21 protein-coding genes and 1 other annotated feature are annotated in these 22939 nt (G+C 56.5%); of the genes, 8 read left to right on the top strand and 13 right to left on the bottom strand.

Going from position 1 to position 22939, the window contains the following annotated elements; genetic code table 11:
* The first annotated feature begins 59 nt into the window (after positions 1–59).
* Positions 60–974 (top strand): SPFH domain-containing protein, encoded by a 915-nt coding sequence (locus tag AC790_RS02755; RefSeq protein ID WP_049850835.1) that lies wholly within the window; start codon positions 60–62, stop codon positions 972–974.
* Complete coding sequence (locus AC790_RS02750; protein ID WP_049851206.1) at positions 974–1432, top strand: NfeD family protein; 459 nt, start codon at positions 974–976, stop codon at positions 1430–1432. Before AC790_RS02755 ends, AC790_RS02750 begins: the two co-directional genes overlap by 1 nt.
* Here the strand turns inward: AC790_RS02750 and cueR are convergent.
* Positions 1408–1824, bottom strand: coding sequence for a Cu(I)-responsive transcriptional regulator (gene cueR, locus AC790_RS02745; protein WP_049850834.1), 417 nt, complete (start codon positions 1822–1824; stop codon positions 1408–1410). The genes AC790_RS02750 and cueR overlap by 25 nt on opposite strands.
* Before the next feature lie 89 nt (positions 1825–1913).
* On the opposite strand from cueR, the gene copA reads away from it, so the two are divergent.
* The 3 genes from copA to ybaK all read left to right on the top strand — a co-directional run bounded on the left by copA (position 1914) and on the right by ybaK (position 6084).
* Positions 1914–4433 carry a copper-exporting P-type ATPase CopA gene (gene copA, locus AC790_RS02740; protein WP_049850833.1) on the top strand — a complete coding sequence of 840 codons (2520 nt, stop codon included), beginning with the start codon at positions 1914–1916 and terminating at the stop codon, positions 4431–4433.
* Between the two features lie 73 nt (positions 4434–4506).
* A complete protein-coding gene (locus AC790_RS02735) occupies positions 4507–5307 on the top strand; it encodes a TraB/GumN family protein (RefSeq protein ID WP_007886884.1) in 801 nt (266 codons plus the stop codon).
* Positions 5308–5604: 297 nt separating this feature from the next.
* Positions 5605–6084 (top strand): Cys-tRNA(Pro)/Cys-tRNA(Cys) deacylase YbaK, encoded by a 480-nt coding sequence (gene ybaK, locus AC790_RS02730; protein ID WP_049850832.1) that lies wholly within the window; start codon positions 5605–5607, stop codon positions 6082–6084.
* Here ybaK and AC790_RS02725 read toward each other — a convergent pair.
* A complete protein-coding gene (locus AC790_RS02725) occupies positions 6081–6950 on the bottom strand; it encodes a LysR family transcriptional regulator (RefSeq protein ID WP_007886886.1) in 870 nt (289 codons plus the stop codon). The two genes, ybaK and AC790_RS02725, sit on opposite strands and share 4 nt — an antisense overlap.
* 90 nt (positions 6951–7040) lie before the next feature.
* Between AC790_RS02725 and AC790_RS02720 the strand changes: the two genes are divergently transcribed.
* Complete coding sequence (locus tag AC790_RS02720; RefSeq protein WP_007886887.1) at positions 7041–7472, top strand: multidrug/biocide efflux PACE transporter; 432 nt, start codon at positions 7041–7043, stop codon at positions 7470–7472.
* A 79-nt stretch (positions 7473–7551) separates the two neighbouring features.
* Here the strand turns inward: AC790_RS02720 and ushA are convergent, their stop codons facing one another.
* Positions 7552–9306 (bottom strand): bifunctional UDP-sugar hydrolase/5'-nucleotidase UshA, encoded by a 1755-nt coding sequence (gene ushA, locus AC790_RS02715; protein ID WP_049850831.1) that lies wholly within the window; start codon positions 9304–9306, stop codon positions 7552–7554.
* Positions 9307–9764: 458 nt separating this feature from the next.
* Between ushA and ybaL the strand changes: the two genes are divergently transcribed.
* Positions 9765–11453 carry a YbaL family putative K(+) efflux transporter gene (gene ybaL, locus AC790_RS02710; protein WP_007886889.1) on the top strand — a complete coding sequence of 563 codons (1689 nt, stop codon included), beginning with the start codon at positions 9765–9767 and terminating at the stop codon, positions 11451–11453.
* A gap of 81 nt (positions 11454–11534) precedes the next feature.
* On the opposite strand, the gene AC790_RS02705 is transcribed toward ybaL, so the two are convergent.
* The 4 genes from AC790_RS02705 to AC790_RS02690 all read right to left on the bottom strand — a co-directional run bounded on the left by AC790_RS02705 (position 11535) and on the right by AC790_RS02690 (position 15602).
* A complete protein-coding gene (locus AC790_RS02705; protein WP_007886890.1) occupies positions 11535–12836 on the bottom strand; it encodes an inosine/guanosine kinase in 1302 nt (433 codons plus the stop codon).
* Positions 12837–12894: 58 nt separating this feature from the next.
* Complete coding sequence (hemH, locus tag AC790_RS02700; RefSeq protein WP_007886891.1) at positions 12895–13854, bottom strand: ferrochelatase; 960 nt, start codon at positions 13852–13854, stop codon at positions 12895–12897.
* A gap of 121 nt (positions 13855–13975) precedes the next feature.
* Positions 13976–14620 carry an adenylate kinase gene (gene adk / locus AC790_RS02695; protein ID WP_007886892.1) on the bottom strand — a complete coding sequence of 215 codons (645 nt, stop codon included), beginning with the start codon at positions 14618–14620 and terminating at the stop codon, positions 13976–13978.
* Between the two features lie 151 nt (positions 14621–14771).
* The gene (locus tag AC790_RS02690; RefSeq protein WP_049850830.1) at positions 14772–15602 is read right to left on the bottom strand and encodes a DUF6024 family protein; all 831 of its coding nucleotides are present in this window, start codon (positions 15600–15602) and stop codon (positions 14772–14774) included.
* A gap of 188 nt (positions 15603–15790) precedes the next feature.
* On the opposite strand from AC790_RS02690, the gene AC790_RS02685 reads away from it, so the two are divergent.
* Positions 15791–16660, top strand: coding sequence for a LysR substrate-binding domain-containing protein (locus tag AC790_RS02685; RefSeq protein WP_007886894.1), 870 nt, complete (start codon positions 15791–15793; stop codon positions 16658–16660).
* Between the two features lie 41 nt (positions 16661–16701).
* Here the strand turns inward: AC790_RS02685 and htpG are convergent, their stop codons facing one another.
* From htpG to AC790_RS02655, 6 genes are all read right to left on the bottom strand, one after another.
* On the bottom strand, positions 16702–18576 hold the full coding sequence (htpG, locus tag AC790_RS02680; RefSeq protein ID WP_049850829.1) for a molecular chaperone HtpG: 1875 nt from the start codon (positions 18574–18576) through the stop codon (positions 16702–16704).
* 99 nt (positions 18577–18675) lie between these two features.
* Entirely contained in the window at positions 18676–19281 is a 606-nt protein-coding gene (gene recR, locus AC790_RS02675) for a recombination mediator RecR (RefSeq protein WP_007886897.1), read from the bottom strand.
* Positions 19281–19610, bottom strand: coding sequence for a YbaB/EbfC family nucleoid-associated protein (locus tag AC790_RS02670; RefSeq protein ID WP_007886899.1), 330 nt, complete (start codon positions 19608–19610; stop codon positions 19281–19283). Before AC790_RS02670 ends, recR begins: the two co-directional genes overlap by 1 nt.
* A 50-nt stretch (positions 19611–19660) precedes the next feature.
* A complete protein-coding gene (gene dnaX, locus AC790_RS02665) occupies positions 19661–21667 on the bottom strand; it encodes a DNA polymerase III subunit gamma/tau (RefSeq protein ID WP_049850828.1) in 2007 nt (668 codons plus the stop codon).
* Positions 20258–20319 (bottom strand) — a sequence feature (DnaX frameshifting element). It overlaps the preceding gene by 62 nt.
* Positions 21668–21818: 151 nt before the next feature.
* On the bottom strand, positions 21819–22370 hold the full coding sequence (apt, locus tag AC790_RS02660; RefSeq protein ID WP_049850827.1) for an adenine phosphoribosyltransferase: 552 nt from the start codon (positions 22368–22370) through the stop codon (positions 21819–21821).
* A gap of 143 nt (positions 22371–22513) precedes the next feature.
* A complete protein-coding gene (locus tag AC790_RS02655; RefSeq protein WP_007886905.1) occupies positions 22514–22903 on the bottom strand; it encodes a DUF454 family protein in 390 nt (129 codons plus the stop codon).
* Positions 22904–22939: the final 36 nt, after the last annotated feature.

The raw sequence follows: 22939 nt of genomic DNA, 5'->3' as shown, positions 1-22939 counted from the left end.
TACCGCGCGTTAAACGGGCCGAACGACTCGGCCCGATAATCTGACAGCCAGGAGGTTATATGTTAACGGTCATTCCCGTCCTCATTGTGCTCGCACTTGTTACCGTGTGGGCTGGCGTAAAAATTGTTCCACAAGGCTATCAGTGGACAGTAGAACGTTTTGGCCGCTACACCAAAACTCTGGCGCCTGGCCTCAATCTTCTCGTGCCGTTCATGGATCGTGTTGGTCGCAAAATCAATATGATGGAACAGGTGCTTGATATCCCCTCGCAGGAAATCATCTCTAAAGACAACGCCAACGTCACCATTGATGCGGTGTGCTTTATTCAGGTTGTCGATCCGGCGCGTGCCGCCTATGAAGTCAGCAACCTTGAACTCTCCATTTTGAATCTGACGATGACTAATATCCGCACTGTGCTCGGTAGCATGGAGTTGGATGAGATGCTGTCGCAGCGCGATAACATCAACACGCGTCTGCTGCATATCGTCGATGAAGCCACCAATCCATGGGGCGTGAAAATCACTCGCATCGAAATTCGTGACGTGCGCCCACCGCAGGAACTCATTGCAGCAATGAATGCCCAGATGAAGGCGGAACGTACCAAACGCGCCGACATTCTCGCCGCCGAAGGCGTACGTCAGGCAGCGATATTGCGTGCCGAAGGTGATAAGCAGTCTCAGATCCTTAAAGCGGAAGGTGAGAGAACCTCTGCCTTCCTGCAAGCCGAAGCGCGCGAACGTCAGGCTGAAGCGGAAGCCACGGCGACACGCATGGTATCCGATGCGATAGCCGCTGGGGATATTCAGGCGGTGAACTACTTTGTGGCGCAGAAATACACCGACGCACTGCAAAAAATCGGCGAAGCCAATAACAGCAAAGTCGTGATGATGCCGCTGGATGCCAGCAGCCTGCTCGGTTCGATTGCCGGTATCAGTGAATTGCTGAAGGAGAGCCGTACGGAGCGCAGACCATGATTTTGATGGAGCTGATTGCGCATCCACACTGGTTTTGGCTGACATTGGGCGGCCTGCTATTGGCCGCCGAAATGCTCGGCACCAGCGGTTATCTGCTGTGGAGTGGCCTGGCGGCAGTGGCGGTGGCGCTGATTGAGTGGCTCTTTCCTATCTCATGGACCAGCCAGGGCATAATGTTTGCGGTGATGACGCTGCTCAGCGCGTTCTTCTGGTATCGCTGGATGCGCTATCGCGAATCGTCACAGGAAGCCAACACGCTTAATCAGCGCGGCAGCCAGTTGATGGGCATGCAACTGACGCTGGATAACGCGCTAAAAAACGGCCTCGGTCATGTACGTATTGGCGACAGCAGCTGGCGCGTGCAGGCGGATAGCGATCTGCCGGCGGGCACGCAGGTGATTGTGACCGGCGTTGTCGGCATTACGCTAATGATTCAGCCGCGCTTGCCATCCGCGTGATGGCAGCATCCGGCCAGGTGATTGATGATTGGGCACTCCGCGCTGTCATCGCCCGGGCAGGCTTCTGCCAGTTCCAGCAAGCGCGCACGCATTACGTGTAACTCTTCGATATGTGCGGCAATCTCATCGGCTTTCTGCAAGGTGCGCGCTTTAACATCCGCGCTGTGCCGTGCAGGATTGTTGAACAGCGTCACCAGTTCCCGACACTCTTCCAGCGTAAACCCCACCTGACGCGCCTGGCGCAGCAGATTCAGTTCATCAATATGATGCGCCGCGTAATAGCGATAACCATTATCACTGCGTGATGGCGGCGTCACCACGCCCTTCTCTTCATAGAAACGAATAGCTTTGCTGGTGAGTCCGGTTTTTTTTGCCACATCGCTGATGTTCATATTCACCTCTTGACCTTCCCCTGAATGGAAGGTTTAGGGTACATCTCTAATGCAAATTTTGCATGCAGTCAAAACCTGAGGAGTAAACCATGTCACATACTCAACTGCTGGCGTTGGACGGCTTGTCCTGCGGCCACTGTGTTAAACGCGTAAAAGAAGCGCTGGAGCAGCGCAGCGATGTCGAACAGGCCGACGTCACGCAGGAAGAAGCGCGCGTAACTGGCGCCGCCAGTGCCAGCGATCTGATCGCCACGGTGGAACAAGCCGGTTATCACGCGGTGCTGAAAGACGGCGCAGCCAGCCCAAAGCCTAAACCGTTGACAGCTACAGAGCCGCCGCCGGAGGCGCTGACAACGGAGTCGCAACCGGCAGAATCGCTTACCAAAGATCTTCCCGTGCATCACTTACTGATTGGCGGCATGAGCTGCGCCAGCTGCGTGAGTCGCGTGGAGCAGGCGCTACAAAACGTGCCCGGCGTCAGCCAGGCACGCGTCAATCTCGGCGAGCGCAGCGCGCTGATCCTCGGCGATGCACCAGCCGACGCGCTGGTTAGCGCGGTCGATCAGGCGGGCTATTCCGCCGAAGTGATCGATGATGAACAAACGCGACGCGAACGCCAGCAGGTCAGCGCACGGCAAGCCATGCGGCGCTTTAGCTGGCAATCAGCGCTGGCCTTGCTGCTCGGCGTGCCGATGATGATTTGGGGCATGCTCGGCGACAACATGATGCTGAGCGCCGATAACCAAACGCTGTGGCGCACGCTGGGCGTGATCACCTTGCTGGTGATGCTGATTGCCGGTGGCCATTTCTATCGTAGCGCGTGGCGCAGTTTGCGTCACGGCACCGCCACCATGGATACGCTGGTGGCGCTGGGAACCGGCGCAGCGTGGCTCTATTCAATGAGTGTGGCGCTATGGCCAGAATTCTTTCCGCATCAGGCACGCCATCTCTATTTTGAAGCCAGCGTGATGATCGTGGGCTTAATCAATCTTGGCCACGCGCTGGAGCAGCGCGCACGGCAGCGTGCCTCAAAAGCACTGGAACGTCTGCTGGATTTAACGCCCGCGCAGGCGCGCGTCGTCAGCGATCACGGTGAAACCTTGCTGCCGCTGAGCGAGGTTCAGCCAGGCATGACGCTTAAACTGGTGACCGGCGATCGCGTGCCAGTAGATGGTGACGTCGTCAACGGCGAAGCCTGGTTTGATGAAGCCATGCTGACCGGCGAAGCCGTACCGCAGGCCAAACAGTCGGGCGACAAAATCTTTGCCGGTACGCTGGTGCAAGACGGCACGCTGCACTTTGTCGCGCGCGCCACCGGCAGCCAGACCACGCTGTCGCGCATCATTAATCTGGTGCGACAGGCGCAAAGCAGCAAGCCTGACATCGGGCGTCTGGCCGATCGCATCTCCGCCGTTTTTGTCCCGGTGGTGGTCGCGATTGCGCTGCTGAGCGGCCTGATTTGGTATCTGGTTGGTCCGCAGCCGCAGCTGGCTTATACCTTAGTGATTGTCACCACGGTGCTGATCATCGCCTGTCCTTGCGCCTTGGGTTTAGCCACGCCGATGTCGGTGATTGCTGGCGTGGGACGCGCGGCAGAACTGGGCGTGCTGGTGCGTGACGCCGATGCGCTGCAACGTGCCAGCGAAGTCGATACCATCGTGTTCGATAAAACCGGCACCCTGACGCGCGGCACGCCGCAGGTCAGCGATGTGGTGCTATACAGCGACTGGAATCGCCAGCAGGTGCTCAGCGCGGCGGCGCAGATGGAGCATGGATCCAGCCATCCGCTGGCTAAAGCAATTCTCGCTGCCGCGCCTGATGTCAGCGGCGAAGCGGTTAAGCAATTTCGTACAATACGTGGCAAAGGCATCAGCGCTAAAGTTGACGACAGAACGCTGCTGCTGGGTAATCAGGCGCTGCTGGATGCACATCAGATTGATTACCGCGCCGCGCAGGCGGATATCGAGCACTTTGCCGCACAAGGCGCTACGCCGGTGCTGCTGGCCGATAGTGATCAGCTACTGGGATTAATCGCGCTGCGTGACAGCCTACGTCCGGAGAGCAAAGTGGCGCTGCAGCGTCTGCATCAGCTGGGTTATCGCTTGATTATGTTGACCGGCGATCACCAGAAAACCGCGCAGGCAATTGCTGCCGAAGCCGGAATTGATGAAGTGATTGCCGGCGTACTGCCGGAGGGCAAAGCGCAGGCCATTACTCAACTGCAGCAGCAAGGTCGCAAAGTGGTGATGGTGGGCGACGGCATTAATGATGCACCGGCGCTGGCGCAGGCAGATGTCGGTATCGCGATGGGCGGCGGCAGCGACGTGGCGGTTGAAACCGCAGCAATGACGCTGATGCGCAACGATCTGCACTGCGTCGCCGATGCGTTGTCGATAGCCAGCGCCACGCTGCGCAATATGCGTCAGAACCTATTAGGCGCCCTCATTTACAACAGTTTGGGCATTCCGATTGCCGCGGGCGTGTTCTATCCGTTTACCGGCCTGCTGCTGAGCCCAATTGTGGCGGGCGCGGCGATGGCGCTATCGTCAATTACCGTGGTGAGTAACGCTAACCGTTTGCTGCGCTTCAAGCCCGCGCAGCGGGAATAGCCACTCCAGCCCTGTTCTTCCGTGGATGAAATCGCTAGCATGGATTTTTGCATTAAAAAGGACAGGACAGGGAATGAGACACGGTCTGTGGCACAGCATCCAACAACGGATCGCGACCCTTTTCCCGGCCAGTTACAGCTGGCCGGCCATGGATATTCAGCTGGGTGACCGACGCCTGCATCTGGCGGGCAGCATTCATATGGGCACGCGCGACATGCAGCCGCTGCCCGCCGGTTTGCTGCGTCAGCTTAATAAAGCCGACGCGCTGATTGTTGAAGCCGATATCACGCAAGGCGCATCGCCGTTTAGCAACGATGATGCGCATCCGCCGCTGGCAATGCGCCTTGCAGCTGACGTCCTGCAACGGCTGCAAGCCCTGTGTGATGAGCTGTCACTTTCACTGAGCGTGTTCGACACGCTGCCGTTCTGGCAAATCGCGTTGATGTTACAGGCACAACAGGCGCAGCGACTCGGCTTACGTCCGCAGTTTGGCATCGATTATCAGCTGTTGCAGGCGGCAAAAGCGGCGAATAAACGCATTATTGAACTGGAAGGTCCCGAAACCCAGATCGCCCTGCTGAAATCGCTGCCGCAGGATGGTTTGCCGCTGTTGCTGGATACGCTTGAGCATTGGCATACCAACGCACGTCTGCTGCAAACCATGATTAGCTGGTGGCTGGATGCGCCGCCAACGCAGCAACCCGTGGCGTTGCCCAGCACTTTTAGCAGCGAGCTTAACGACACGCTGATGCGTAATCGTAATCAGCACTGGCGCGAACTGTTGCTGGCATTACCTAAAGGGCGATATGTGGTGGCGGTGGGCGCGCTGCATCTGTATGGCGACGATAATTTGCCGGGGTTGCTGAAGAAATAAATTCTGCACCTATCCGTAGCGGCGCAATTTATTGCGCTCATTTGAGCTTACGAATGACGCTGAAAAGCACGCGATAAATCGCGTCGCTACAAGTATGTGCGAGTGATAACAATGGAAAAATTCAGAAAAAAAGAAGGCCAATAATAATATTGGCCCGTCAAAGAGGAATTTGTTTATGATTTTGGTTATCACCAGCAATCTCTTGCTGGCGCGGGCCAATTCTCGCGCAAAGTTCAGAATTTCGCCACTGTTTTTCCATCAAAACTGAAATAAGAATATTCCTAACAAGGACCAATCATGACGCCCGCGGTAAAACTTCTGGAAAAACAAAACGTCACCTTTACCCTGCATCCATATGACCACGACAGCCATGAAACTAATTTTGGTGATGAAGCGGTGCGTAAGCTCAATCTTGATGCGCGCCAGGTGTTCAAAACTTTGCTGGTGTCGCTCAATGGCGATGCCAAAGCGCTAGCCGTGGCGGTGACGCCGGTCTCAACCCAGCTGGACCTAAAAAAGGTCGCCAAAGCGCTGGGCGCCAAGAAAGCCGATATGGCCGATCCGCAGCTAGCACAGCGCGTAACCGGTTATCTGGTGGGCGGCATTAGCCCGCTGGGACAGAAAAAACGTCTACCAACGGTGATCGATCGGCAGGCGGCGGAGTTCGCCACCATTTTCATCTCTGGCGGCAAGCGCGGGCTGGATATCGAGCTAGCGGCGCAGGATTTGTCGCGCCTGCTGGATGCGCCGCTGGCCGATGTCGCCAGACGCGATTAATCGGGCTGCTGGGCGCAGAGTTGATCGATCATCCAGCGCCCGGCCGGTCCCGGTGGATTGCGTCGTGACCACACCACATCTACCGCAATACGCTGTGGCCAGCCCGGCACCGGCAGCTCTTTTAGCACCTGATGACCAAACTGCTCCACTAGCCAGCGCGGCAACACGCTCCAGCCGAAACCCTGCTCCGCCATCTCCAGCAGCAATAGATAGGATGGCGCTGACCACACGCGTCCGGCGGGCAGCGGCTCACGATTTTGCACCCACGTGTTGAGCCGTAGATGCCGCAGCTCACCTAACTGCCCTTCACTCACCTGCTGCAACTGCGACAAGGCATGATCCTGATGCAGATAGATCGCCATCTGCGCGCCAACCTGCAGGCGCGCCACCGCCAAATCCGGCGGTAGCTGTGGCTGCGCCCGTACCACGCCGAGATGCACACGACCGGCCTGCAACAGATCTAAAGCATCCGCATCCTCCGCGATCATGCACTCGAACTCGATATCCGGATAACGTTGATCAAAACGATTGAGCAAATTTTGATGATGATCGGCCTGCCAGAAATCAGAGATCGCCAGGCTAAGGCGCGGCTCAACCCCCTGCGACAGGCGCACCGCCAGCTCATCCAGCCGCTGGCTGGCGGCCAGAATCTGCTGCACCTGCGCAAACGCACGCTGTCCATGTTCGGTGAGCACCGGCTGGCGTCCGCTGCGATCAAACAGCGTGAAGCCCAGATCATCTTCCAGATTAGCTACCGCGCTGCTGATGGTGGACTGGCTTTTTGCCAACGCGCGCGCTGCCGCTGAAAACGATCCGCTGGCGACGGTTTGCACAAAAGCTTCAAGAGATTCCGGGGAGTACTTCATGGTGAACCATCGCTTTTATCGATAGGTGATCATTTTATCTTAGCATTTTAGGGTGCGAAAATACGCGACATCACTAATCAGGAGGTTTCTATGCGTACCCGTTCGCTGAAAGAACGTTTTTGTCATGCCGCAGGCTTTGAAGGGTTGGCACTTATCACCGTTGCGCCGCTGGCTGCCTGGATCATGGAGAAACCGCTGTTTCAGATGGGCGCGCTGGCGATCATGCTGTCGACCGTCGCCATGCTGTGGAACATGATCTATAACACCGGTTTTGATCGCATCTGGCCGCCGCAGGTTAAACGCGGCTTCGGTCTGCGCGCTATGCACGCGCTGGGCTTTGAAGGTGGTTTTATCCTGATCGGCTTGCCGATTGCCGCCTGGATGCTGAATATTTCGCTGCTGGAAGCCTTCGTGCTGGAAGTGGCGTTCTTTCTGTTCTTCCTGCCCTATACCATGCTCTACAACTGGGTGTGGGATAAATTGCGCCACCGTTGGGTGACGCAGAAATCCTGTCAGGCTTGATGCCTCTCTGAAAACCGGTCGCCATGAAGGCCGACCCTACGGCCCAGATGCGCAATCATGCGCACCTGGCCATCAGCGTTCAATGTTGCTGCGCGGCGCGCGGCCAAATCCACGCCAGAATCATCTGCGGATAGCTTGGTTTCCGCTGCTTCTCCTGCGCTTTGTTGCGCTCCTCAATCTGCGCTTCCGTCAGATGCACGATGCCGGTTGGCGCAAAGTCGGCAATCTTCAACGGCGAATGCTGGCTAACAAATTCGCGCAGCACATCGGCATCACGCAGCCCGCTATTGCTGAAACCGGCATGGGTTTCGATGTTCGGATAACCGTCGCCGCCGCTGGCGTTGAAGCTGTTGGTCGCCATGCGATAAGTTTTATCCTTTTGCAGCGCCTCGCCGTTAATCTTCACATCGCTCACGCCTTTGCCATCCGCTATCAAACTGATGTTGGTGAACTGCGCGAAGCCACCTGAGTCCACTTTGATATTGGCCACCGTCGCCAGATAGTTCAGCAACTCATTGCCGGTAAGCGTGACCGAAACTACCTGATTGCCGAACGGCTGCACCTGCAGCAGATCGCGCCAGCTCAGATTGCCCTGCGCCAACGAAGTGCGAATGCCGCCACCGCTCATCACGGCAAAGTCCGCTTTGGTCGCATCCATCTGCGCGCGCAAAATCAGCTGACCGAGGTTGGTTTGTTCAAATCGCACCTTGTCGCGTTCGCCAACGAATACGCCATCGCTGCTGCCGACTTTCACATCCAGCTTCTTGCCGGCACGCAGTTGATAAGGGGTTAACAGCTTCATCATCGCGCTGTTTTTCGGGATCTCCTCCTGCCAGGTGAGCCAGGATTCGCTGCCATCGAGGTTCTTCACTTTGTGTTTCAGATTCACCGGGATCAGCTGGTAATTCTCCAGCGTCAGCTCGCCATTACGAAAGGTGAAGTCACCACGTCCAACGAATTTGCCCCACTCCTTCGCCTGCATGATCCACACGCCATTCTGGCGATCCGGCTGGCACGGTTGGCCCGGCTGATAATCTTTTACGCTGACGTTCTCTTTCTCCATGCACACCGCATCCTGCGAATGGCCGCCGATGATCACATTGAGGGTGCCGGGCGGCAGGCTGCGTGCCAGTTCAACGTCGCCTGGCGCATTGCTACCGTGCTGACCGTCGTCGTAATGACCCATGTGCGTTAGTGCGATAATCACGTCAGGTTTTTCACTGGCGCGCAGTTCCGCCACCGCTTTCTCGGTCTCTTTCACCGGATCGCGGATATCAATGGCGGCGATATTCTCCGGATTGGAGATGCGCAGCGTGTCGGTGGTGGTCAGGCCGATCACCGCGATCTTTAGCCCCATGCGATTAAAGGTCGCCCACGGCTTAAATAAGCGCGTATCGGTGCCTTTTTGATAGATGTTGGCCGAAAGGAACGGAAACTTGGCCCACTTCTGCTGCTTCTGCAGCACGCTGAGTGGTTTATCAAATTCGTGGTTGCCCAACGCCATGGCGTCATAACCGACCAGATTCATGCCGCGAATATCCGGCTCCGCATCCAGCATATCTGACTCTGGCACGCCGGTGTTCACATCGCCCGCTGAGAGAATCAGCGCACCACCGCCTTTAGCCTGCACATCATAACGCTGTTGATCCATCAAGGTTTTCTGTGCCGCCAGGCCATATTCGCCCTGAGCGTTAGTCCAGTAACGACCGTGATGATCGTTGGTGTGCAAAATGCTGAAACGATAACTGCGATCCGTTTGCCACGCCTGCGCCAGCATCGGCAGCAGTAACACTAACAGCGCCAGCCAGCGCCCTTTTCGCGGTGATAAAAACAAAGCCGATCTCCTTATTCTGCGTTTTTCCACTGAGCGGTGGACTTAATCTGCGTTTTCGCCCTTCTGTGTCGCACAGATGACTTATTAACTCAAGATGAAAGACGTTTTACGTGGATCAGCTTGCAACGATCTGCTGCTCATCACCAGAATCTAATCTGCCATCCACCGTCCAAATCCTGGCCTGGTCACCCGTTATCCCCTTTATGACGGCTTTATCTGTGATAACCACTTTCCCTAAGCCCCTTTCACAGGGCAACTATTTTTCCTCGTCGCCCTTCATTCTGCGTATTTGCAGCCGATATAGTGAGATAACTGATGAAAATGAAGCTTCAGCTGCGTTTTTGTCTCATTTTTTCAATTTACTGGTCTTTTACCGCTCAAATGTTTAAACGCGGTAAGCGATTGTGCATTACACTAGGTTGTTACAAGCGGATACATTTGCACACAAGGAGACAGGCATGCATCACACCACACCGTTGATCACTACCATTGTCGGGGGGCTGGTCCTCGCATTTCTCCTTGGTATGCTGGCAAACCGCCTGCGCATCTCACCGCTGGTCGGTTACTTATTGGCTGGCGTGCTGGCCGGCCCTTTCACGCCAGGCTTTGTCGCAGATACCAACCTTGCCCCAGAACTGGCTGAACTCGGCGTGATTCTGCTGATGTTTGGCGTCGGTTTGCACTTCTCGCTGAAGGATTTGATGTCGGTAAAGTCCATCGCCATTCCTGGCGCCATCGCGCAAATCGCCGTGGCGACGCTGCTGGGAATGGGACTTTCCTGGACCATGGGCTGGTCGTGGATGACCGGTCTGGTATTTGGCCTGTGTCTTTCTACCGCCAGTACCGTGGTGCTGCTGCGGGCGCTTGAAGAACGACAACTGATTGATAGCCAGCGCGGACAAATCGCCATTGGCTGGTTAATCGTCGAAGATTTAGTGATGGTGCTAACGCTGGTGCTGCTGCCCGCCATCGCCGGCATGCTGGAACAGGGCAACGCCAGCCCAACTCTGCTGCTGTGGGATCTGCTGCTGACCATCGGCAAAGTCGTCGCCTTTATGGTGCTGATGATGGTGGTAGGCCGCCGCGTCGTGCCATGGATTCTCGCCAAGAGTGCCGCTACCGGTTCGCGTGAGCTATTTACCCTTGCGGTACTGGCGCTGGCGCTCGGTATCGCCTTTGGTGCGGTTGAATTCTTTGATGTCTCCTTCGCGCTTGGCGCCTTCTTTGCCGGCATGGTGCTGAACGAATCTGAACTCAGCCACCGCGCCGCCCACGATACTTTGCCGCTGCGCGACGCCTTCGCCGTGCTGTTCTTTGTTTCGGTCGGCATGCTGTTTGATCCGATGATCCTGATTGAGCAGCCGCTGGCGGTACTTGGCGCGCTGGCGATTATCGTGCTGGGCAAATCGATTGCCGCCTGGCTGCTGGTGACGCTGCTGGGTCATTCACGTCGTACCGCAATGACCATTTCGGTGAGCCTGGCGCAGATTGGTGAATTCGCCTTTATCCTCGCCGGTCTCGGTATCTCGCTGGGTATGCTGAGCGACGAAGGTCGCAATCTGGTGCTGGCGGCGGCGATTCTCTCCATCATGCTTAACCCGATTCTGTTTACCCTTCTGGAACGCTATCTCGATAAAACCGAGACTATGGAAGAGCAGACGCTGGAAGAAGCCATTGAAGAGGAGAAGCAAATTCCGGTGGATATCTGTAACCACGCCGTGCTGGTCGGCTATGGCCGCGTTGGCAGCCTGCTGGGACAAAAGCTGATGGAAGCGGATGTGCCGCTGGTGGTGGTGGAAAACTCCCGTCCTCGCGTTGAAGCGCTGCGCGAGCAAGGCATCAAAGCGGTACTGGGCAATGCAGCACGCGTCGATACCATGGAGTTAGCGCGCCTCGACTGCGCCCGCTGGCTGCTGCTGACCATTCCAAATGGCTATGAAGCCGGTGAAGTGGTGACCGCCGCGCGTGAGAAGCGTCCGGACATTGAGATCATCGCACGTGCGCATTATGACGATGAGGTGACCTACATTATGGAGCGCGGCGCCAATCGTGTGGTGATGGGCGAACGTGAAATCGCTAACAGCATGTTGCACGTGCTGGAAGAAGAGATTGCGCAGAACCCGATTGTGCGTGAGTGCCCGATTTAAATTTGTGCGGTCTCAGGCCAGGTCGCCATAAATGGCGACCCTACGGCGTCAGGTGCGCATTAATGCGCACCGATGCCACCATCAACGATCCCAATACGACTCTTCTAAACTGTCTTCCCGCTCTGGCAGACCGCGCGTCAGACGCGGTGAATGCTGGTTCAACACCTGATAACTCACCCGGTTCGCATATTTACACACTTGTGCCAGCGACGAATACGTCAGGTACTCACGGCCATGTTTGCTGGAGTTAGGCACCTTCTGGCGATGGAAGTTGTTGGCGGTGATGTCATGCAGCAGCGCTGCCAGTGCGCCATCGCCCGCGCCGTTGGTATTCATGATCTTCTCCGGCCCGCCCATATACGGCGCGATATGCGAGAAGATGCGCAGCGGCTGCTGACAATCTTTATGGCGCATTGCGCGACTAAATTCATACTGGTTGAATTCGGCCAGCGCGCCTGGCAGCAGCGGATGATTGGTTTTGCGTTTGAACTCGTCTTCGGTGAATCCGGCCATGTACAAACCGGTCGGCCCAGCGGTGCACAGCACTAAATCCACCCAATCCAGCGCCATGTTCGATGCCAGCAACGGGTCTTGCTCACCGGTCAGCGCGAAAGCCTCTTCTTCATTCATCGCGACGATCGAGACGTGATCGCGCAGGAAATCGCGCCAGAACTGCGGGTTATCCTGAATCACATATTTAGTACCGAGCGTCAGCACCACCGGCACATTGTGTTTCTTCGCATATTCGATGGCGCGCAAGGTCGCTTCCGGCATCGGTTCGCCCGGCTGGCAGCGCACCAGATAAGAGGTCAACACCAGCGCCGACGCCCCCGCAATCACCTCTTCCGGGATGTTGTTAGCATGCAGCTGATTCATTAAACCAGGGCTGATGGCGAAGGTGCGTTCGCCCTGCTCGCCAATCAGCGTGAAGCAGCGGCCAATGGCGCCATCAACGCCCTGCAGGAAGTTGAGATCCATGCGGCTGGAGGTATTGCACAGATAGCGATAGGCATAGCCGCCGATCTGGATGTTGTTACACATTACGCCCAGCAGTACAGAGCGATCATCGGCGAGAACGGAGTAGTTGTGTAAGGTATTGCCGATGGTGCCGCCGGCAAACTGGTGGCTGATGAGCTCTTCACGCATCAGTTCGTTGTAGAGCGCCTCAGCGGTGGCATCGTCGATCACTAGCGAGTGACCGGCACTGAGACCGTAACGTTGCAAAAAGTCATCGTCGACTTTGGCTTCGATATCCACCAGCGTCTGGTCGATACCCACCACCCAACTGCCCTCTTCCTGCTCTTGCTGCGTAGCTTGCAGCAGCGGATCGCGCGCGTTGACGGGGAAATAGTGTTTGGATTTGCGTTTGCCGGGAAATTTCATCGAGAGTGCCGTCAGGGAAAATCAGGCAGAGAATGATATCACACTCTCTGCCACACCCTTAACGGCGCGCGTTGACCAGCTGCACCATCATTTCAATGTGCTCAGCATCGTCGTTGAGCGCCGGAATATACTCAAACTTTTCGCCGCCGGCATGCAGGAAGATCTCGCAGTTCTCCCCGCTAATCTCCTCCAGCGTTTCGAGGCAATCTGCGGCAAAGCCTGGACTCATCACCTGCACGTGCTTGATGCCTTTCGCCGGCAAACTCTTCATGGTTTCGTCGGTATACGGCGTCAACCACGGCTCGCGGCCAAAGCGCGACTGGAAGGTCATCATGATCTTATGCGGTGCAATGCCTAAGGCCGCAGCCAGCGCAGCAGTGGTGTCTTTGCAGCGCTGCGGATAATCATCGCCTTCATTGGCGAAACGCTGCGGAATGCCGTGATACGACAGCACCAGCAGATCCGGTTCGCCATGCTGCGCGAAGGAGCGCTCTACCGAGGCTTTCAACGCGGCGATGTAGGCCGGATGTTCCGCATAATCGCGAATAAACGCCACTTCCGGCAGTGAACGCAGCGGTTTGAAACTGGTGGCTAATCCATCCCACACCGCCGCAACCGTCGAACAGGAGAACTGTGGATAGAGCGGCAGCACGATGAGTTTATTGACGCCCTGCGCCAGCAGACGCTGCAGGGCGCTATCCAGGCTGGGCTGGCCGTAGCTCATGCCAAGTTCAACCGGCATATCTAAACGCTGCGCTAAGGCTTCACGCTGACGTTTGCTGAACACCATCAGCGGCGAGCCTTCCTCCATCCACACCGAGGCATAGAGTTTCGAAACGCGCGGCGATCGGAATGGCACAATGATGAAATTGAGAATCGGCCACCACAATAAGCGTGGCGTATCGACCACACGTGGATCGCCGAGGAACTGTTTCAGATAGCGCTTAACCGCAGGTGTGGTGGGTGCGTCTGGCGTGCCTAAATTAACCAGCAAAACCCCGGGCTTTTCTTGCCTCATTGTATTTCCTTGATGTCGAAACGAATGGGTCAAATGCAAAATCAGGGGGAAATTGTAGCGGAAATCGTGGGAGGGGAAAGCAATTGCTGCAAAAGGGCCGGACAACCGGCCCCAGAACGCTTTAGCCGAGGATTGTGGCCAACTGCGTGCTCACTTCAGCGACCGGGCGGGTGCCGTCGATTTTGTGATATTCAGTGTTGCCGTCCTGCGCTTCTTTGCCGTAGTAGGCAATCAGCGGCGCGGTCAGCTGATGGTACTCCACCAGACGCTTACGCACGGTCTCTTCCTGGTCATCTTTACGCGTGGTCAGCTCTTCGCCGGTCAGGTCATCTTTCCCTGCCACTTTCGGTGGATTGTAGGTGACGTGATAAACGCGGCCGGATGGCGTATGGACGCGACGACCGACAATACGATCCACAATCAGCTCGTCCGGAACAGCAAACTCCAGCACGTAGTCAACCTTGATGCCCGCTTCTTTCATGGCATCAGCCTGCGGGATAGTGCGTGGGAAGCCATCGAGCAGGAAACCGTTTTTGCAGTCTTCCTGCGCGATACGCTCTTTAACCAGCGCAATCACTAACTCGTCAGTCACCAGTTTACCGGCATCCATGATCGCTTTAGCCTGTTGGCCCAGTTCGGTGCCTGCTTTCACTGCCGCACGCAGCATGTCACCCGTGGAGATTTGCGGAATACCGTACTTCTCCATGATAAATTGAGCCTGAGTGCCTTTACCTGCGCCCGGAGCTCCGAGCAGAATAATACGCATTGCGTAATTCCCCTTGCGAATTGCATTGTTCAATCTGAGAAGGCGAAGAACATACCATTATGACCCGCGCACCACAAGGAAACGGGCGTGCTTGCCATGAAAGGTCTACTTTGACCTGCTTTGTCAGCGAATACCAGCAGAGTGCCTGTTTTTAAGAATTACGGCTAAGCATCAGCACGTCCTTCAGGCGCTTTTTTAAGGTCGGCGTGACGTTGAGATGTTTGTTTACGCCGCCGCGCACATTGGCCCGCAGCCGCAAACGACCCTGCTGTGGCAGAACCTGAATATCCTGCGGTAATGCATGAGCATTGAGACCGCTCGGCAGCGGAAAAAGCGCAAAGGGTAAACCCGGTTGCTGAATAGAGTGCAATATAAAGGGCGAGTCGAGCGCGATATTCTCCACCATAGCAATGTTGAAGGGCCGCCACTCGCTATCATCCATTAATTCAAGTGCCTGTTCCGGCGCCACGCCTAGCGCTAATCCCTGCTCAAACAGCCGCAGCTCGCTGCGTACCAGCGTACTGAAATCTGCGGTGCGCAGCGCGATCATCACCAGGTCACCACAAAGCGCAGCATGCCTGTCGAGGCGCGCAACAAACAGCCGCGCATCGCTAATTAAGCGCTTATGCAGCTGCGTAGCAAACGACTCCGACGCATCGGTAACGCCCTGGCTTTGACATTCGCTCAGTGCGCGTACCCGGCCCTGCTGCATATCAACGTGCTCCACCAGCGCAATATTGCCCGCCATCATCGGCAAGGTGGGCAACACGCTGAGTTCACTGACCGGATATTGCGAGGCATAGCGGGTTTGATTACGCGCCTGCTCCTGACGAAGAAAGAGTTGGGAAAGCAGCACCCGTGCAATATGCAAAGAGGGGGCGAAGAAGATATCGTAGTTTTCAAGCCGGTAATGACGAGACAGCAAGCCGCGAAGCTTATCGCGCGCCGCCGCCGCCCTGGCAGTAGCAAGTTGTGGAGCCATCGCGTGACATTTCTCTGGTTATTGTGCTGTGTGCGGGAAGTGAAGCGTGGCGGTGATTTCGGCGTAAAACACAGAGAAGCTCAGCCGTCAACCCGCCATAATCTGGGTGAAAGGTTAGGCCAATGCGGCTGGACATTAAAATGATATAAACTGACAATCCCTGTTAGGTTTTTACACAAGGGACGAGTATGACCGCGCTTCCATCATTACGTGCTCTGCAATATTTCCACCAGGCGGCACTGTATAGCAGTTTTAGCGTGGCGGCCGAACGTCTACATGTCACCCACAGCGCCATCAGCCATCAGGTGCGGCAACTGGAAAGCTGGATGGGCAAGCCGCTGTTTGTGCGGGCCAGCGGACGCGTCAAATTAACCTCACACGGTGAGCGTTTGCTGGTGAGTTGTCAGAAAGCGTTCAGCGAACTCTCTACCACCTGCGAAAGCATCCGCACCGGCATGCGTCATCACCTCAGCGTCTCCTGCGCGCCCAGCTTTCTGGCGCAATGGCTCATTCCACGCATCGCCAGCTTCTATCAGCGCTATCCCGATATTGAAGTGCAGTTTCAGCCGCTGGTGGAGATTGACCAGCTGCGCAGTGAGCACACCGATGTGCTGATCCTCAGCGCTGAGCAATCACCCGATGACGATATTGATGCCACCTTGATTAGCGATGATTATATCGGCCCGCTGTGCGCTCCGCTGTTTGCGGCGCGTTTTCAAAGTGAACAGGATCTCGCCTCGCTGCCGCTGCTGCACGCCGATACGCGTCTGCATGCCTGGGCTGAATGGGCGAAAACCAGCGGCGCGCGCGGCAATTTCTGGATCGGCAAGCACTTCGATAATTTGACGTTGGGGATTCAGGCGGCAAAAAATGGCTTAGGCGTGATCATGGCACCACGTCTGTTGGTGCGTAAGGAGTTGAGTGACGGCACCTTGATTGCGCCGTTGGGCTTTGTGCGCGTCGATCGCGCCACCCTGATGATGACCAAGATTTCACGCCAGCACGATGCGGAGATTACGCTGTTTCGCGATTGGTTACGCGATCAGGCGCAGATATAAAAAAGGTCGCCAGGAATGGCGACCTTACGAGTTTGGTGCGATTACGCCGTCAGCAGCTGATTCATACGACGGATAAACTGGTTTGGATCGTCGAGCGTACCGCGCTCGGCCAGCAACGCCTGATCCAGCAGCAGCTCAACCCACTCGGCAAAGCGCGTTTCGTCCTGGGTATCCGCCACGCGTTTCACCAGCGTATGCTCCGGATTGATCTCGAAGATGTACTTCACCTCCGGCACGTCCTGACCGGCCGCAGCAAACAGCTTCGCCATCTGCGTAGTCATTTCGTTAGCATCGGTGGTGACGATTGCTGGCGTGTCGGTGAGACGATGCGTCAGGCGCACCTCTTTTACGCGCTCGCCCAGCAGAGTTTTCACGCGCTCAACAAACGGCTCCAGCGCTTTTTCCGCTTCTTTCTGCTCTTCAGTCTCTTCATCGGCCAGCTTGCTCAGCGAATCATCCGCTTTGCTGACTGACTGGAAGGTTTTGCCGTCGAATTCGGTGAGGTAGCTCATCATCCATTCGTCGATACGATCGGAGAGCAGCAGCACCTCAATACCTTTCTTGCGGAACAGTTCCAGATGCGGGCTGCTCTTCGCGGCGGCATAGCTGTCGGCGGTGATGTAGTAAATCTTATCCTGACCTTCCACCATGCGGCTCAGGTAATCGTCGAGCGAAATGGTCTGCTCGGCGCCTTCGCTCTGGCTGGTGGCAAAGCGCAGCAGTTTAGCAATCGTCTGCTGGTTGGCGTTGTCTTCGGCTGGACCTTCTTTCAGCACCAGACCGAACTCTTTCCAGAACTGCTGATATTTTTCCGCGTCGTCTTTCGCCAATTTTTCCAGCATCTGCAGGCTACGCTTGGTCAGCGCGGCGCGCAGGCTTTGGGTAACGCGGCTGTCCTGCAGGATTTCACGTGACACATTGAGCGGCAGATCGTTGGAATCTATCAGACCACGGACAAAGCGCAGGTAGTTCGGCATGAACTGCTCGGCGTCGTCCATGATAAACACGCGCTGCACGTAAAGTTTCAGGCCGTGCTTGCTGTCGCGATTCCACATGTCAAACGGCGCGCGCGCCGGGATGTACAGCAGGCTGGTATACTCCTGCTTACCCTCCACGCGGTTGTGGCTCCAGATCGCCGGATCGCTAAAATCATGGGCGATATGTTTGTAGAACTCGTTGTATTCGTCGTCGCTGATCTCTGACTTATTACGCGTCCACAGCGCCTGCGCTTTGTTGATCTTTTCCCAGCTGCTTTCGCCGCTCTCTTCATCTTTCGTCTCGATCTCAACCGGCAGCGCGATGTGATCGGAATATTTACTGATGACGTTACGCACGCGCCATGCATCAAGGAAATCGTCCTCGCCTTCGCGCAAGTGCAGGGTGATCTCGGTACCGCGATCGGCTTTCTCAATCTCCGCCAGCGTGTACTCACCTTCACCGGCTGATTCCCAGAACACCGCTTCATCGGCTTTTGCACCCGCCGCGCGTGTACGCACGGTGACTTTGTCGGCCACGATAAAGGCAGAATAGAAGCCGACGCCAAACTGGCCGATCAGCTGGCTATCTTTTGCCTGGTCGGAACCCATGGATTCGAGGAAAGATTTGGTACCGGATTTGGCGATGGTGCCGAGGTTCTCAATCACCTCATCACGACGCATACCGATGCCGTTATCGCTGAGCGTCAGGGTGCGGTTTTCCGGATTGACCGAGATGCGCACGCGCAGGTCGCCGTCGCCTTCATACAGATCTGGCGTCGACAGCGCGCGGAAGCGCAGCTTATCGGCGGCATCAGAGGCGTTTGAAATCAGCTCGCGCAGGAAAATCTCTTTGTTTGAATAGAGAGAATGGATCATCAGGTGCAGAAGTTGTTTTACCTCTGACTGGAAGCCACGCGTCTCTTGTCCTTTCATGGTCATTGCTACCTCAACTGAATCGGGGTTGATGATACGTTGAGAGAGAAATGGGGATGAAGGGCAGGATTTCAAGCCGATGTCCGCGAAGACATCGGCAAGTGATTAGAATTTAATCTTGTGGCGTCCGGCGAGCGAGTGCGACAGCGTGGTGCCATCGACCATTTCCAGCTCGCCGCCAACCGGCACACCGTGCGCAATGCGGCTGGCATCAACGCCATATTGTCCGCACAGCTCGGCGATGTAGTTGGCGGTGGCTTCCCCTTCCACCGTGGGATTGGTAGCGAGGATCACTTCGGTTAAGGTTTCACGCTCCAGACGCTGCTCCAGCCGATCTAAGCCGATATCCTGCGGGCCAATGCCATCCAGCGGTGACAAGTGGCCCATCAGCACAAAGTAGCGGCCGCCAAACTGGCCGGTCTGCTCAATGGCGTGAATATCCGCCGGGCTCTCCACCACGCAAATCTGACCGTTTTGTTGACGGCGTGGATTGGCGCAGATGGTGCAGATCTCCTGCTCGGTGAAGGTACGGCAATCAGCGCAGTGGCCGATTTCCGACATGGCGCGGGTCAGAGCCTGCGCCAGACGCATGCCACCGCTACGATCGCGTTGCAACAGCTGAAAAGCCATGCGCTGCGCCGACTTCGGGCCAACGCCCGGCAGGCAGCGCAACGACTCCATCAAAGATTCAAGCAGTGGACTGGTTTGCATTAGAACGGCATCTTGAAGCCAGGTGGCAGCTGCATACCGTTAGAAACTGAAGCCATTTTCTCTTTCTGCGTTTCGTCGATGCGACGCGCTGCATCGTTGAACGCCGCCGCAATCAAATCTTCCAGCATGTCTTTGTCATCTTCCAGCAAGCTTGGATCGACTTCGACACGACGGCAGTTGTGCGCACCGTTGATGGTTACTTTGACTAAGCCAGCACCTGATTCACCGGTCACTTCGATCGCGGCAATCTCTTCCTGAACTTTGGCCATTTTGTCTTGCATCTGCTGGGCCTGTTTCATCAGGTTGCCCAATCCGCCTTTACCAAACATAGTTTTCTCTCTCTGCTGGGGCTGCGCGCAATCAACGCGCGGCAGCATGTTCACACCGGTCGAATACTCTCTTCATCCAAATCGGCATCGAAGAAGCGACGCAGTGTCTGAATGTGGGTATCGCTTTCGATCGACTGCCGCGCTTGCGACAGCTTCTCTTCGTAAATGGCCTGACGCCACTCCAGTGGCGTCAATACCGTAGGATTATCGTCTTCAATAATAGTCAATTCAACCGGCTGACCGGCAGACTGACTCAACGCTTCCGTGAGCGCCTGCTTAGCAGCAGCAGAATTGAGATGGCGCTGGCTGCTGCGCAGATGCAGCGTAATGCCATTTTCCGCCACCTCTTTCCACGCGTTGAGCGCCACCTGCTGCACCAGTTTCGGCAGCGTCAGCGCGGCAATCTCAGCCGCCCATGCATCGCGCTGCTGAGCCTCTTCCGCCAGACGTAGCGCCAGCTCAGGGGTTTTCTCATGCTCAAGTGCAGAACGCAAGGCTTTTGGCGTCGCCACGGGTTCAGGCTTCGCCTCAACCGGCAGCTGGGTTTTCCAGCGATAGGCTTCCGGTTTAGCCGGTGCTTTTACCGCAGGTTCAGCCGCACGTTGTTGTACGCGTTCAGTGACGCTAGCGAGACGTTCCAGCGCCGGATTCGCCGGCCGCGCGGAACGCGCTGCCGGCTCACTCTTTTTTGCTTTGCCGGCTCCCTGACGCAGCAGCTGCGTTCGCGCCTGTAACAACTGGCTGGTGGAGTCGGGTAGCGGATCGGGCGCAGATTGCAGGTCAGGATAATCATCTGACATCGGCGGCGCCTCATTATCCGGCGGCGCCATATGCGGTTGTGCAGCCGGTGCCGCTTTCGGCGCAGACGCGACAGGCGCGGACGCTGCTGCGGGCGTCGCAACCTGCGACGCAGCTTGTGGCGCGGCTTGTGGCGTCAAGGTTGGACGCGCTACCGGCTCGGCAATTGCCGCCTGCGGATGGAATGCCAGGGCACGCAGCAGCGTCATTTCTACGCCTAAGCGACGATCCGGTGCCAGCGGCAGATCTTTCCGTCCCATCAACAGCGTTTGGTAGTAAAGCTGCACGTCCGCTGGAGGCAGCACGCGCGCTAACTCGCGCAGGCGATCGGCCTGACTGAGATCGTCCTCGCTGAGCGAACTCGGCAACAGCTGCACCATCGCTATGCGGTGCAGTAAACGCAGCATCTCTACCAACAGCGCTTCCCACTCAACCCCGCGTGAGGCCGCCTGGTTCAGCAGCGCCATCACCTGCTCGCCCTGCCCGTCCACCAGCGCTTCAATCAGCGCCAGCGGCTGTTCATCGTCGAGCGTGCCGAGCATTTGCGCCACGCTATCGCGCGTTACGCTGCCCTGCCCCATCGCAATCGCCTGATCGGTCAGGCTGAGTGCATCGCGCATACTGCCGTCAGCGGCGCGGGCCAGCAGATGCAGCGCGCGCGGTTCGGCGGCGATTTGCTCTTGCTGTAACACATGCGCCAGCTGTTGCTGGATTTGCTCAACGTCGAGCGCTTTGAGGTGGAATTGCAGGCAACGCGACAGGATCGTCACCGGCAGCTTCTGCGGATCGGTGGTCGCCAGCAGGAATTTAACGTGTGATGGCGGCTCTTCAAGGGTTTTCAGCAGCGCGTTAAAGCTGTGACGCGACAGCATGTGCACTTCATCGATCAGGTAGACCTTGAAGCGCCCACGCGCCGGGGCATATTGCACGTTATCGAGCAGATCGCGCGTGTCTTCAACTTTGGTGCGGGATGCGGCATCGATCTCAATCAGATCGACAAAACGTCCCTGCTCGATTTCGCGGCAGTTATCGCATTGTCCGCACGGCGTCGAGGTGATACCGGTTTCGCAGTTAAGTCCCTTCGCCAACAGACGCGCGATCGAGGTTTTACCTACGCCGCGGGTGCCGGAAAAGAGATAAGCATGATGGATTCGTCCCAGTGACAACCCGTTGGCCAGCGCAGTCAGCACATGTTCCTGACCGACTACGTCAGCGAAAGCCTGGGGACGCCATTTTCGCGCAAGTACCTGATAGCTCATGTGGATTCAATCACTGGATTTTAGGGAGAAGGGAGAAAATGCGGTTTCGCAAACCCTGTTTATTTTGGCAGTAGTTTAACAGCCACAAGCGGATCAGCAACCGATAACTTTGCGGAGGTTGCGCCCCGCCACACAGCGGAGCGCACAGGCCTTAGTGGCCGGGGAAATTGACCAGGCTAAAGCACTCAACGCCCATGGCGGTGAGACGGGCTTCGCCGGTCAGGTCAAACAAATTAATCACAAAGGCGGCGTCTTTCACTTCACCACCAGCGCGGCGGATCAATTTTACTGTCGCTTCAAGGGTGCCGCCCGTTGCCAGCAGATCGTCGACAACCAGCACCACATCGCCCGGCTTGATTGCATCTTTATGCAGCTCGAGCGCGTCGGTGCCGTACTCCAGCTCATAACTTTCACTGAAGGTTTCACGCGGCAGTTTGCCTGGCTTACGCACCGGCACAAAACCCACGCCCAAACCCAACGCGACAGGCGCACCAAACAGGAAGCCACGCGCCTCAGTCCCCACCACCTTGGTGATGCCTTTGTCACGATAACGCTCAACCAGAATGGCGATCGACGCGGCATAGGCCTGCGGATCTTCCATCAGACTGGTCACGTCACGGAACAGAATGCCCGGCTTAGGATAGTCAGGAATGCTTTTGATGCTGTTTTTGATGAGTTCAAGCTGCTGCGCAGTTGCGGTCATAAATGTTACGCCTGGAGAAAATATCTAATACGCGCAGCTTCTCTAGCGCCAATAACCGGAAACCGGCTTAAGCGAAGTCGTTTATAAGGGAAGCCACGCACGAAGATGCCCAAATCTATGCAAATACCCGGCTAAATGCAACCCTAACGCGACTGTTGCGGCGGGTCGGCGTTCTCTGCCACAACCGGAATGCGCCACATAAACAGCACTAGCAGAGCGAGCATTACGCCCAGCAGAATGCGCACCCACAGCAAATTCACCAGATAGATTGAGACGGAAAAGGTGGCCACAATCATCAGGATAGCGCGCCCTTTAGCCCCGGGCGGCATGGCGCGATGCTGTTGCCAGTGGCGAATATAGCGACCAAACGGCGATCGCCACAGCAACCAGTGGTGGAAACGTGGCGACGAGCGCGCAAAACACCAGGCCGCCAGCAACACAAATGGCGTGGTGGGTAATAAAGGTAATACAATGCCCAGCGTACCTAGCACAATCGCCAGCCAGCCAAGGCTCAGTAGTAAAATACGCTGCATGCCTGATGCCTGAAAGAGTCAAAACAGCGTTACGTT

Origin of the sequence: Pantoea sp. RIT-PI-b, assembly GCF_001187905.1 — a bacterium.
GTDB classification, from domain to species: domain Bacteria; phylum Pseudomonadota; class Gammaproteobacteria; order Enterobacterales; family Enterobacteriaceae; genus Pantoea; species Pantoea nemavictus.
Note: the sequence above shows the minus strand (reverse complement) of the source record. Positions and strands in the feature narration are given on the sequence as shown.